The organism is Klebsiella sp. BIGb0407, from assembly GCF_024807845.1.
Classification (GTDB): domain Bacteria; phylum Pseudomonadota; class Gammaproteobacteria; order Enterobacterales; family Enterobacteriaceae; genus JGM124.
Genome location: NZ_JANUEQ010000001.1, coordinates 1,218,874 through 1,231,525, shown reverse-complemented (window position 1 = coordinate 1,231,525; position 12,652 = coordinate 1,218,874). Strand labels below are relative to the sequence as shown.

The 12,652-nt window shown below is 44.6% G+C and carries 8 protein-coding genes and 1 pseudogene; 4 read left to right on the top strand and 5 right to left on the bottom strand.

Annotation, left to right across the window (positions count from 1 at the left end; all coding sequences use genetic code 11):
- Nucleotides 1–41: 41 nt before the first annotated feature.
- Nucleotides 42–1,232 carry a serine-type D-Ala-D-Ala carboxypeptidase gene (dacC, locus tag M2387_RS05760; RefSeq protein ID WP_259048308.1) on the top strand — a complete coding sequence of 397 codons (1,191 nt, stop codon included), beginning with the start codon at nt 42–44 and terminating at the stop codon, nt 1,230–1,232.
- A 5-nt stretch (nt 1,233–1,237) separates the two neighbouring features.
- Here dacC and deoR read toward each other — a convergent pair whose 3' ends face one another.
- Entirely contained in the window at nt 1,238–1,996 is a 759-nt protein-coding gene (deoR, locus tag M2387_RS05755) for a DNA-binding transcriptional repressor DeoR (RefSeq protein ID WP_259047766.1), read from the bottom strand.
- Between the two features lie 155 nt (nt 1,997–2,151).
- Entirely contained in the window at nt 2,152–2,760 is a 609-nt protein-coding gene (ybjG, locus tag M2387_RS05750) for an undecaprenyl-diphosphate phosphatase (protein ID WP_259047765.1), read from the bottom strand.
- 339 nt (nt 2,761–3,099) lie between these two features.
- Between ybjG and M2387_RS05745 the strand changes: the two genes are divergently transcribed.
- Nucleotides 3,100–4,332 (top strand): MFS transporter, encoded by a 1,233-nt coding sequence (locus M2387_RS05745; RefSeq protein ID WP_259047763.1) that lies wholly within the window; start codon nt 3,100–3,102, stop codon nt 4,330–4,332.
- 153 nt (nt 4,333–4,485) lie between these two features.
- Here M2387_RS05745 and M2387_RS05740 read toward each other — a convergent pair whose 3' ends face one another.
- Nucleotides 4,486–6,393 (bottom strand): hypothetical protein, encoded by a 1,908-nt coding sequence (locus M2387_RS05740; RefSeq protein WP_259047761.1) that lies wholly within the window; start codon nt 6,391–6,393, stop codon nt 4,486–4,488.
- Between the two features lie 1,021 nt (nt 6,394–7,414).
- Nucleotides 7,415–8,923: pseudogene (putP, locus tag M2387_RS05735) on the bottom strand (sodium/proline symporter PutP).
- Nucleotides 8,924–9,321: 398 nt separating this feature from the next.
- On the opposite strand from putP, the gene M2387_RS05730 reads away from it, so the two are divergent.
- Complete coding sequence (locus tag M2387_RS05730) at nt 9,322–9,717, top strand: VOC family protein (RefSeq protein WP_259047759.1); 396 nt, start codon at nt 9,322–9,324, stop codon at nt 9,715–9,717.
- A 74-nt stretch (nt 9,718–9,791) separates the two neighbouring features.
- Nucleotides 9,792–10,238 (top strand): hypothetical protein, encoded by a 447-nt coding sequence (locus tag M2387_RS05725; RefSeq protein ID WP_259047757.1) that lies wholly within the window; start codon nt 9,792–9,794, stop codon nt 10,236–10,238.
- A gap of 261 nt (nt 10,239–10,499) precedes the next feature.
- On the opposite strand, the gene metG is transcribed toward M2387_RS05725, so the two are convergent.
- Nucleotides 10,500–12,536 (bottom strand): methionine--tRNA ligase, encoded by a 2,037-nt coding sequence (metG, locus tag M2387_RS05720; RefSeq protein WP_259047755.1) that lies wholly within the window; start codon nt 12,534–12,536, stop codon nt 10,500–10,502.
- Nucleotides 12,537–12,652 lie beyond the last annotated feature (116 nt).

The following is a 12,652-nucleotide window of genomic DNA, read 5'->3' as shown; positions in this document are numbered from 1 at the left end:
TTTAAAATGGATATTCAGGTGGTTTTATGAAGAGCTTGCAAATGCCCGCAATGATACGCGCTGTTGTCGCGGGAACGACCTTACTGTTGGTCACAGCTCCGGCATTGAGTGCTATTCAGGTAGCCGATGCCCCGCAAATTGAAGCAAAGGCATGGATCTTACTGGATTACTCAAGTGGTCAGGTGCTAGCAGAAGGTGGTGCTGACGAAAAACTTGATCCGGCCAGTCTGACAAAAATAATGACCAGCTATGTTGTTGGTCAGGCGCTGAAAAACGGCAAGATACATCTCAATGATATCGTCACTGTAGGCAAAGATGCCTGGGCGACGGGTAATCCTGAACTTCGTGGTTCCTCTTTAATGTTTCTGAAACCGGGCGATCAGGTTTCGGTAGAAAACCTCAATAAAGGGGTGATCATTCAGTCCGGAAACGATGCCAGTATTGCTATCGCTGACTATGTGGCAGGCAGTCAGGATTCGTTTATCAGCCTGATGAACAATTACGCCCAGCAGTTGAAACTGACTAATACCACCTTTAAAACGGTGCATGGTCTTGACTCACCTGGGCAGTTCAGTACCGCACGTGATATGGCTTCTCTGGCTCGAGCCATGATCCACGATGTGCCGGAAGAATACGCTATACATAAAGAAAAAGAGTTCACCTTCAATAATATTAAACAGCCAAACCGCAACCGCCTGTTGTGGAGCACTAACCTGAATGTCGACGGCATGAAAACCGGCACCACTGCTGGTGCGGGTTATAATCTGGTGGCTTCAGCCACTCAAGGTGATATGCGTCTGATCTCGGTGGTATTAGGGGCGAAAACTGACCGTGTCAGGTTTAATGAAAGTGAAAAACTGCTGACCTGGGGATTCCGCTTCTTTGAAACGGTAACACCCATCAAACCTAATGCGACCTTTGTGACTCAACGCGTATGGTTTGGCGATAAGAGTGAAGTTAATCTCGGTGCCGGGGAAGGTGGTTCAGTCGCTATTCCGCGTGGTCAGCTGAAAAACCTCAGGGCTAGCTACACACTGAGTGAACCGCAACTGACAGCTCCTCTGAAAGCCGGACAAGTGGTCGGAACGATTGATTTCCAACTGAACGGTAATGTGGTTGAGCAGCGTCCGTTGCTGGTGATGGAATCCGTTGAAGAGGCCGGTTTCTTTGGTCGGATCTGGGACTTCATATTGATGAAGCTCCATGGCTGGTTCGGTAGCTGGTTTTCCTGATAACCCTACCAGACCAGGTTAAGATCTCCCGCTGCAGCATAGTCAACAAAGGCTTCAGCGGGTCTTTTATTGGTGATGACAGTATCAAATGACGTCAGAGGGCCCATGCAAGCGGCGCGAACCTGATTAAATTTGCTGTCATCCACCACCAACACTCGCTGCTGTGCCATGGCCAGAGCCCATTGCTTAACCGGCAACTCATCCAGATTAAAACAGGTCACTCCCTGGCGGGTATGAACGCCTGCGGCAGACAGGAAAGCGATGTCAGGACAGAGATTGTTAAGACATTCCTGGAAATTAATCGGCTTAAAAATAGCATTACTGGAATGAAACTCTCCGCCGCTTAAAATTACCCGACAGAGCGGTTTTTTTTGCAGGGCCAGAAAGGTATTCAGTGAATAGCACAGGCCGGTAAAGGGCAGCGCATCATCAAGTTCTTCGATAATGTAAGGCATCGTGGTGCCGCAATCGAAAAAAAGTGTTTGATGGGGACGAACATAGTCAGCTGCCAGTTTAGCTGCATGGCGTTTTTCAGCGGTTTTCAAGGCTTGCTGATCGTTGAGCAAGTAGTGGCTGGTACCCCGTGGTTCAATGACAATATAGCCACCCAGTAACACCAGGGGACCGTCATTATCGCTTAAGTCGCGACGAATGGTCATCTCTGATACCCCCAATAATTCGGCGGCATCTTTCAGATGTATTTTATCTGCCTGCTTTAGTGCCTGCATCAGACGAGTAATACGACCGTTGCGTCGGGTTTCCATAGTGCCCTCTAAACATGAAAAAACCCGGAAAACCGGGTCAAAATGAACAGCCGAGTCGTTGTGATTTTACAGACATCGGACTCCAGCCTGAATCGATTAAATCAAATTCAGACTGGAAGATAGCATATTCTGGCCGCAATGACTTTTAATGACAGTTAGCCGCGTATCCAGTCTTTGCGAATAAAAGGGGCAAAGATGATTCGGTGTAGCTGGTGCAGACGGTGATAGATAAAGGAACCACATCCAGCCCAAATCAGCTGGGTCAGGGCACAAGAAAGCAGGGCGACCAGGAATCCACCTACCATATCCAGCGGCCAGTGGACACCGAGATAGACGCGTGACCAGGCGATAGCCACGCCGACAGCCATCAGTGCAATACCGGAACGTAAGCGGTGCCAGAATAAAAAGCCGAGGGCAAAGGTAAAGACTATCGTGCCATGATTACTTGGGAACGAGTAGTTATCTTTATGGGAGAGGAAGTTGTAGCCAATGCCGCTGACAAAAGGACGGTCATGAGGATAAATTTTACCAATCAACCATGACAACAGCAGGCCTGTGGCTATCGCTATCGAGATTTTGATAACCAGCTGACGGCGGGCTTTCATCTGGCCTGCTGAGCCCCATAGCCAGAAAATTGCGCTCAGAATTGGTACAATCAGAATCAAGTCTTTGGCGGTGAATGTCGCCAGCTTCAACAGCCATGTGGGCGAATCAGGCGTCGCATTGATCCATAAAAACAGCGACTGATCGAGAGTTTCCATCATAATATATTCTGTTCCTAAACAAGCAGGCCAAATGGCATCACGTGCGCCATAGCCGCATAAACATTGGCAGTTAGTAAGGGCCAGCAAAGGTGTCCGGCGGTAACTCAGGCTAAAACGACTGAATATAGAAGTGTCGCCCGCTAAGATAAAGCAGCATTATCCTGGTTTTTTACCCTGACAGGATGATAACAGCAAAATATTCTTATTAGCTTAATAAAACCTTAACAGAAATGAGTTATCATTTGCTGGCTGAACCACAAAATGTATTTTAACGGCTTCCATTATAATCTATGCAGCGCGTTTCGCGACACTGCATATTTTTTACCTTCTGAGTTTTCAATGCCAAACAATAAGACAGCTAACAAATCCCTGGGGCGTCAGGCGCTCCTGTTTCCGCTATGCCTGGTGCTTTATGAGTTTTCGACCTATATCGCCAACGACATGATCCAGCCGGGAATGCTGGCAGTCGTGGAGCAGTATCAGGCGGGTATTGAGTGGGTTCCGACCTCGATGACCGCTTATCTGGCAGGGGGGATGTTTTTACAATGGCTGCTAGGGCCTCTTTCGGACCGTATCGGCAGACGCCCGGTGATGTTAGTGGGCGTGGTATGGTTTATCGTCACGTGCCTCGCGACACTGCTGGCGCAAAATATTGAACAGTTTACCGTACTGCGTTTTCTGCAAGGCATCAGCCTCTGTTTTATTGGCGCTGTGGGGTATGCCGCTATTCAGGAATCTTTTGAAGAGGCCGTTTGCATAAAAATCACGGCGCTAATGGCTAACGTCGCGCTGATTGCTCCGTTGTTAGGGCCGCTGGTGGGTGCGGTGTGGGTGCATGTGGCCCCCTGGGAAACGATGTTTATCCTGTTCGCTGTCCTTGGCGCGATATCGTTCTTTGGCCTGAATAAAGCGATGCCGGAAACCGCAACCCGTCTGGGTGAAAAGCTTTCGTTTCCTGCGCTATGGCATGACTATAAGCAAGTCCTGAAAAATATCCGCTTTATTGCCGGTTCGCTGGGACTGGGTTTTGTCAGCCTGCCGCTACTCACCTGGATTGCGCAGTCGCCAGTGATTATTATCAGCGGCGAACAACTCAGTACCTATGAATATGGCTTATTACAGGTACCTATTTTTGGCGCACTGATTACCGGCAACCTGGTACTGGCGAAATTAACCTCCCGCCGTAGCGTACGAAGCCTGGTCATTATGGGCGGCTGGTGGATTGTGCCGGGCCTGGCGGTGGCGGCAATAGCAACGGTTATTTCTTCACATGCTTATCTGTGGATGACCGCCGGTTTGAGTATCTATGCCTTTGGGATCGGTATTGCGAATGCCGGGCTGGTTCGCCTGACGCTGTTTTCCAGCGAAATGAGTAAAGGAACCGTGGCGGCCGCCATGGGCATGATCCAGATGTTTATCTTTACTGTGGGTATCGAGCTCAGCAAGCATGCCTATATGTCAGGCGGGGCAGGGCCTTTTAACCTGATTAACCTGCTGGGGGGGATTATCTGGCTGGGAATGATGTTTATCTTCCTTAAGGATAAACGTGTCGGAGAAACCACGACAGTCTAGTCACGAGAAAGTGTTAACGAGTCCAGGTACGAATTAATTTATTCAAGGCAGAACACCTGATGTATTGTCAGGTGTTCTGTTTAGGGTAAGCGAGCTGTTATTTGTTTATCCGTTTTATCGGCTAATTTATATATCCGTCATAAAGACTTTATTTTAAGATAGGGAAACGTTAACCAAAATATTTATACTGTCCTGCTCTTCCCCCCAATATTGTGCTTGTAATGCAATTATGCCTTGATAAATTTCATTTTCAAATATTATATTTTCATTATCTTCCGGATAGTATTCCAATACTAATCTGGAAAATATATCTTGGGATGCGCATGCAGCAGCTGAATTCATTGAGTGCGTGACACAATCTGTTTGACGAGTACCTCTAAAGAGCACTGATATATCGTCACCTGATGAGTTTTTTAATATAGAGCGTACGGTCGAATAGCCGTTTTCAGCCCAAACCAGAGATAGGGGACCTACATCACCATCGAATGCAACAAATCCATATCGATCGTATTCACAGATATTATGGGTGATTGAGTTTTTATTATTTCTGTCAATATTGAAATCTAAAAGAGTGGCATTTTCTATATCAAAGGGAATATCATTTAAGTCATAAGGGCTAAGAATAAATCTAATAACGTAATTTCTTATATTGTATCTTGTATCAGATACTTTGAACGTTAGCCAGCATCTTAAAAATCTTGTTATCTCAGGATCAAAACTATGGATTTTCAGGGACGCATTTCCATTAATAGTATTATCATTAATGTTGGTTTGATAATCATCTTTGACCAGGCTGCCCTTGAATGTTAATGGAGATATTTCATTAGTAATTAAATCGATAGCCTCTACTTGTATTAGTGAGTAATCATTATAGTTTTCTATTTTTACCGTATCGAAAGGTATAATCATTCCATTTTGATCCAGATCAATTGGTATTGAAATATCGAATGTAGTAGTGGGTGTTAACTCAAAATTAAAAGATGAAACCTTACCTAACCCAATAACTGAAATATTATCTTCCCATGTCATTAAAGTAGGTTCGATGTGAATAATAATGTTTAATGTCCAGTGTAAATATTGAGCAGGCATAATTATGTTCACTGCGTTCTTAGATATATATTGTAATCCGACAAGCTGATTACTTTCTCTTGATATAATCGGAGAACCTGATGATATCGCTTGTTCTCCTGAATTATATACTATAGGGCTCCAGTAATCAGGAATCTCTAGTATTTTTATGGGTTCATCATTATGTTCATGAGTAATATACATCGGGCATAATCCATTTTCCCCATATTGAGGGATATAAATAGCTTCTCCTTCTACTGGATCTTGTTCACTTAATTTCAATCCACCAAATAATATTTTGACATTAGAGTTTAAATAATCAAAATCATCCAGAGATATGAATGTGAAACCCGCTTTATCATCTTCAGAATAAAACTTTGATTTAATATCACCTAGTCTTAAACGAACAGGTTCATTGATCGGTGATTCAGGATCACAAGATTGATTAAACCAGTTCAACCATATTTCACCCTTAATCAAAAAACCTGATGTTAAGTATGGCGTATTCCGACCCGTTAATATGAGATTAGAATTACCGAGTAATATGCATGTGTATGCATCATTACCTCTCACTGCTGCACTAGCCAATGCATATTCAGCCATCCCGGTTCCCTGAAGGCACATATAGAGGTTTCGATCATTTTCAGCCGTCATCATTCTGACATTATTTTCGTACTCTACAGTGTCGAGAACCAGTGAAAAATTCTCTGTTAAATGTATCTCTTTGGGTAATATAATTTTGATATCAACACGTGGGCCAGGAATTTTAATCACAGGATTTTTATGTAGGTGGGGAATTTCTCTTTTTATATTTTTGTTTCCATATTCAAATTCAATATATGCACCCTCAGGTAGATTGATATTTGAAAAACAAAATGTTAATGAAGATGCATTTTCTCTCTCGACTAAAAATGAGTGTGTTCCTCTTTTTACTTTATCACTCATGATATCTATGTTGACAATGTCGCTTAAGTTATTATTGACTATACACATTTCAAAATCCTTTAGTATATGGTTTTAGATGATTGTTCTTTACTTAATTGCGATATTTATCCGTTACGTCGGTATATACTGAAAGCTATTGCAAAGACGTTATTCTAAGATGGAGATAGTTAACTAAAATATTCCTGTTTTCGTTCTTTGAACCCAATATTGTGCTTGCAATGAAATTCTGCCTTGATAAACATCATTTTCTAAAGGTATTTTTATCTTCATCTGGATGATATTTCAATGTTTACTGCCCCATCTGATGCTCGGGTAAATTCAATAGTTTGATAATTTTCTCGTGATACGATATAAGTATCTGATGAACTTTCTTGTTCACCAAAATTATAAATTATTTCATTACCATCATATTGAATACTTAATGCTTTTACCAACCCTTCGTTATTTATATAATTTATAGCTATTAGACTTAGCCCTACCTCACCATATTGTGGGATATAAATAGATTACCACTTCAAGTGGATGGGTTTTAATAAGTGATGGCTTACGACACGTATTAGTAATGGTGAGAATTTTTTAGTTATAGTTTTTTATATAATGAATAATATAGAAATAATCAAAGTTTTCAGGCGTAATTTATCTAAAGGTTTTACCTTCTGTATTAATTGTTTTTTCCTGAAATTAAGTACCTGTTCTGGCAATCGGTAAACGATCCAAGTATTTTCTGAGACAATAGATGGCAATGAAATCATAGTGTTTTATGGCAGTATTATAATACTTCAGCATGTTTTTTATGACACATATACATTTCATTGTCACGCATAGATTATCTGTTATCCTATATAATTTACGTTCTGTGATAAATGTCATGTATCTAAGCATAATGGTGGGGGCTGGTAAAAGTTGAATCATTCAGATAATAGACATTTAGACGACAAAAGAGAGGGGAAACAGAATTATGTTTCCCCTCTAATATACCCTCAGCTCAGGGTATATTGCGCTCTGAGTCTATAGTCTTATTGGACTGATCGGGGCTTTATACTGCTGTCACGATGAAAGAATGAGCAGGTTACTCGATCTGTATACGTGGTGGTGCTACAGAGTGATAATGTGCATCCGCTTCGGCAAAGCGTTTTCGCATTGCGGCTGACGGTGTTTTACCCAGCAAACTGAAGACCACAATGCCAGTTCTGCTAAATAGAAAGCCTGGAATAATTTCATACAGACCTGACCCGGCAAATTCTTTCCAGACAATAACCGTTACCGCACCCATAATCATCCCGGCAAGCGCACCATTACGCGTCATACGCGACCACATCACAGAGAACAGAACTACCGGGCCAAATGCAGCGCCAAAGCCTGCCCAGGCATAGCTCACCAGGCCAAGAACGCGGTTTTCTGGATTCGCTGCCAGTGCAATAGAGAGAAGCGCCACAACCAGCACCATCATGCGCCCAACCCATATCAGTTCTTTCTGGCTGGCATTTTTACGCAGGAATGCTTTGTATAAGTCTTCAGTAATGACGCTGGAGCACACCAGCAACTGGCAGCTCAATGTTGACATGACCGCGGCAAGGATTGCCGATAGCAGAATACCGGTAATCCAGGGGTTAAACAGGATTTGTGCCAGTTCAATAAATACACGCTCAGCGTTTTGGTTAACTGTACCTGCCAGTACCGGGTTGCTATTAAAGTAAGCGATACCGAAGAAACCCACTGCTACGGCACCGGCCAGACACAAGATCATCCAGACTATGCTAATGCGGCGCGCATGAGTAATACTATGGTGAGACTCGGCCGCCATAAAGCGCGCCAGGATGTGCGGCTGACCGAAGTAACCCAGACCCCACCCCAGCAAGGAGACGATGGACACAAAATTCAGGCCTTTGAACATATCCACATTCTCAATGCTCTTTTGTTTGATGACCTCCAGCGACTCCTCAAATCCTCCCACGCCAATAATGACCATCACCGGTGTCAGGATCAGCGCAAAAATCATCAGACCGGCCTGCACGGTATCGGTCCAGCTCACGGCAAGGAAGCCACCGATAAAGGTGTAAACTATCGTCGCTGCCGCACCTGCCCACAGGGCCGTTGCATAGGTCATACCAAAAGTGCTTTCGAACAGACGGGCCCCTGCTACAATCCCTGAAGCACAATAAATGGTGAAAAATAGCAGGATCACCGTGGCGGAGATAATACGCAGAATGCGGCTTTTATCTTCAAAACGACTGGAAAAATAGTCTGGCAGTGTCAGAGCGTTATCATTGAACTCGGTGTGTACACGCAAACGTCCGGCAACCAGCTTCCAGTTGAACTATGCACCTGATATCAGTCCGATGGCTATCCAGCTTTCTGAAATCCCCGAGAGAAAAATTGCGCCCGGTAGCACCATCAGCAGCCAGCCGCTCATATCCGATGCTCCAGCGGAAAGGGCGGTTACGAATGGACCCAGACTGCGTCCACCGAGAATATAATCATCAAAATTTTTGGTCGAACGTAATGCCATTACCCCTATCAACAGCATGCCAAAAATATAGATACAAAATGTCACTAACATCCGTGTACTAATCACCATCAAAATCCTCCATGATATTATATCGACAATACAGTGAGTTACCTAATCATGACCTTGTCTGAATGTGGCAGAGCTATCCGTGTCTACCCAGGCGACCTTATCTCGTTAGGAATGAGGGTCATTCATCATCGGTTTAACAAATCATTTACACTAATTTTGTTCCCGAGTAGAAAGCAGTTATCCAGAGGTTGCTTTCACTCACGCTTTTTCAGGTTGCATCGTTAAAAAGTGTTAACTGCCTCGGAGAAAAATCTTCACGGTTTCTCGCGATGTCTTCAAACCTGGATGTCTGGTGGGGCAGGCCCTTTCACCTGATAAATATGCTGTGTGGTATTATCTGGTTAAGGATGAAGGTGCCGGACAAACGGGTTGGGTTTTCTTAACGAAAGGAGTGGGTGGTGAGAACACAGAAAAAATGTATGGGCTATGTGGCTATTGTCGTCGATGATTACGACAGGGCGATTGACTACTACACCACTAAGCTCGGTTTTACCCTTGTTGAAGATACACCCCAACCCGGTAAACGCTGGGTTGTCGTCACGCCAAATCCGGAAAGTGACTGTAATCTCTTACTCGCCCGTGCCTCAAATGACAGACAGGAAGCTTTTATCGGTAATCAGTGTGGCGGACGAGTATTTCTGTTCCTTCAGACCGACGATTTCTGGCGGGATTATAAAGCGATGAAAACCGCAGGCGTCCATTTCTGTGAAGAGCCGCGCGAGGAAGAGTACGGAACCGTGGTGGTGTTTGAAGACCTCTATGGGAATCGCTGGGATTTGTATCAGAATCGTTGATTTCGGGCGCAATAATACCACCATCATAGGCAGAATCAATTAACCTTCCGAATTAATAGTAAAGGAAATTACCTATGAATAATGTATCACTGGAAGATAGAATTCGTGCAATTAACTGGAATTCATCCTATACAGCATATGGACCCGCAAACGATGTTCCTGAACTATTAATACAATTAGCATCTGATGATCAGGAGGTAGCAAAGATCGCCAGTCATAAGCTTTGGTGCGGACTATGTCATCAGCATGTTTCTATGGCGCCAGCAGGATTTATTGCTCTTCCATTTATATTAGAAATTCTTGATAGTGCAGATGATTTACTTACGGTTGAAATACTCGATATCTTATGGGGATTTGCCATTTGCTGTACAGAAACAGGGCCAAATGTCCCCGACTATTTCGAGCCAACCAGAAAGCGTCTTATCTCCGAATTACCCCGTTTTTCGTTATTGTCATCACACAGTGACGAGTTAATGTCACACTTCGCTTCTGAAATAATAAAGTCATTAAACCAAAAATGAAATTGTTATCGGGAGGCGCTGTTCCAAAAAAGTGTTTAATCACTGTTAAATTAAAATTTTCTTGAGGTTATTGAAATAAAAAGATCTTCACTTTTCTTATTGATAGCCGTAGTACATTTGTAAGTATTCCTGCAAAAGAACCATTCGCTTGTAGAGATTCTCCAACATATCGGCCGCTAAAAAAATACCGGTAACCCTCAGGTTACCGGCATCAGATACAAGTCTTATATAGCAGGGCATTTCACCCTGCCGGTTCGCGTCTTATTTAACTGACATACCCGGCTGTGCGCCGCTATCCGGGCTTAACAGGAAGATATCTGAACCGCCAGGGCCTGCGGCCATAACCATGCCTTCCGAGACGCCAAAGCGCATTTTACGCGGAGCCAGGTTGGCAACCATCACCGTTAAACGGCCTTTCAGCGTGTCCGGATCAGGATAAGCGGCACGGATACCCGAGAAGACATTACGCTTCTCACCACCCAGGTCCAGCGTCAGGCGCAGCAGCTTGTCAGAGCCTTCAACAAACTCAGCATTTTCAATCAGCGCGATACGCAGATCGACTTTGGCAAAGTCATCGAAGCTGATAGTCTCCTGAATTGGCTCATCGGCCAGCGGACCACTGACTACAGGCGTTGACAGGGCTTTGACTTCTTCCTGGGAGGCTTCAACCAGCGCTTCAATCTGTTTCATATCAATACGGTTATACAGTGCTTTGAACGTATTAACTTTATGATTGATTAACGGGCTATAGATACCGTCCCACACCAGCTCTGTATTCAGGAACGCTTCAGTGCGTGCGCTAAGTGAAGGCAGTACTGGCTTCAGATAGGTCATTAACACGCGGAATAAGTTGATGCCCATTGAGCAGATAGCCTGCAACTTAGCATCCTGGCCTTCTTGCTTGGCAACCACCCAAGGGGCTTGTTCATCCACATAACGGTTAGCGCTGTCAGCCAGGGCCATAATTTCACGTATTGCGCGACCAAACTCCCGATTAGTCCAGGCTTCACCAATACTTTCTGCTGCGTCAGTGAAGGTTTTATACAGCTCAGGATCGGCTACTTCAGCAGCTAACTGACCGTCAAAACGTTTAGCGATAAACCCGGCATTACGTGACGCAAGGTTAACCACTTTATTCACAATATCGCTGTTAACGCGCTGAACGAAATCCTCCAGATTCAGGTCAATATCATCGATATTTGGCGTCAGTTTGGCGGCGTAGTAATAACGTAAGCTATCGGCATCCAGGTGTTTCAGCCAGGTGCTGGCTTTAATAAAGGTGCCGCGCGACTTAGACATCTTCGCGCCATTTACCGTCACATAACCGTGAACGAACAGGTTGGTCGGCTTACGGAACTGACTTCCTTCCAGCATTGCAGGCCAGAACAAACTGTGGAAATAGACGATATCCTTGCCGATAAAGTGATACAGCTCGGTATCAGAGCCTTGTTTCCAGTATTCATCAAAGCTTGTGGTATCCCCGCGTTTATCACACAGGTTTTTAAATGAGCCCATGTAGCCGATAGGGGCATCCAGCCAGACGTAAAAATACTTGCCCGGTGCATCCGGAATTTCAAAGCCAAAGTAAGGTGCATCGCGGGATATATCCCACTGTTGCAGACCAGACTCGAACCACTCCTGCATTTTATTCGCCACCTGCTCTTGCAGGGCACCGCTGCGGGTCCAGGCTTGCAGCATTTCGCTGAATGCAGGCAAGTCAAAGAAGAAGTGCTCTGAATCACGCATCACCGGTGTGGCGCCAGAAATAACCGATTTCGGTTCAATCAGCTCGGTAGGGCTGTAAGTGGCGCTGCACACTTCGCAGTTATCACCATACTGATCCGGCGCTTTACATTTAGGGCAGGTGCCTTTTACAAAACGGTCTGGCAGGAACATGCCTTTTTCCGGATCGTAAAGCTGCGAAATAGTGCGGTTTTTAATAAAACCGTTTTCTTTCAGGCGGCCGTAAATTAACTCAGAAAGCTCACGGTTTTCTTCACTGTGCGTGGAGTGATAGTTATCGTAACTGATATCAAAACCAGCAAAATCAGTCTGATGTTCCTCGCTCATTTCGGTAATCATCTGCTCAGGGCTGATACCTGACTGCTGTGCTTTCAGCATAATTGGGGTGCCGTGAGCATCATCGGCGCAGATGAAGTCTACCTTGTGGCCGCGCATTCGTTGGTAACGGACCCAGACATCAGCCTGAATATGCTCCAGCATGTGACCGAGGTGGATTGAGCCGTTTGCGTACGGCAGGGCGCACGTTACCAATATTTTTTTCGCGGTTTGAGCCATAGTAGGAATTGCATCTTCTGAATAGAAAAGGGGTTTTGATATTACCGGATTGGCAATTGTTTAGCAAAATCCAGCGTCAATATGAATTGCGGTCACGCTTTCTGGTATGATTAGGG

Excerpts from the sequence above, each read along its gene's own strand:
- dacC (WP_259048308.1), top strand. The coding sequence starts at position 42 with ATGCCCGCAATGATACGCGCTGTTGTCGCGGGAACGACCTTACTGTTG.
- deoR (WP_259047766.1), bottom strand. The coding sequence starts at position 1,996 with ATGGAAACCCGACGCAACGGTCGTATTACTCGTCTGATGCAGGCACTA.
- ybjG (WP_259047765.1), bottom strand. The coding sequence starts at position 2,760 with ATGATGGAAACTCTCGATCAGTCGCTGTTTTTATGGATCAATGCGACG.
- M2387_RS05745 (WP_259047763.1), top strand. The coding sequence starts at position 3,100 with ATGCCAAACAATAAGACAGCTAACAAATCCCTGGGGCGTCAGGCGCTC.
- M2387_RS05740 (WP_259047761.1), bottom strand. The coding sequence starts at position 6,393 with ATGTGTATAGTCAATAATAACTTAAGCGACATTGTCAACATAGATATC.
- M2387_RS05725 (WP_259047757.1), top strand. The coding sequence starts at position 9,792 with ATGAATAATGTATCACTGGAAGATAGAATTCGTGCAATTAACTGGAAT.
- metG (WP_259047755.1), bottom strand. The coding sequence starts at position 12,536 with ATGGCTCAAACCGCGAAAAAAATATTGGTAACGTGCGCCCTGCCGTAC.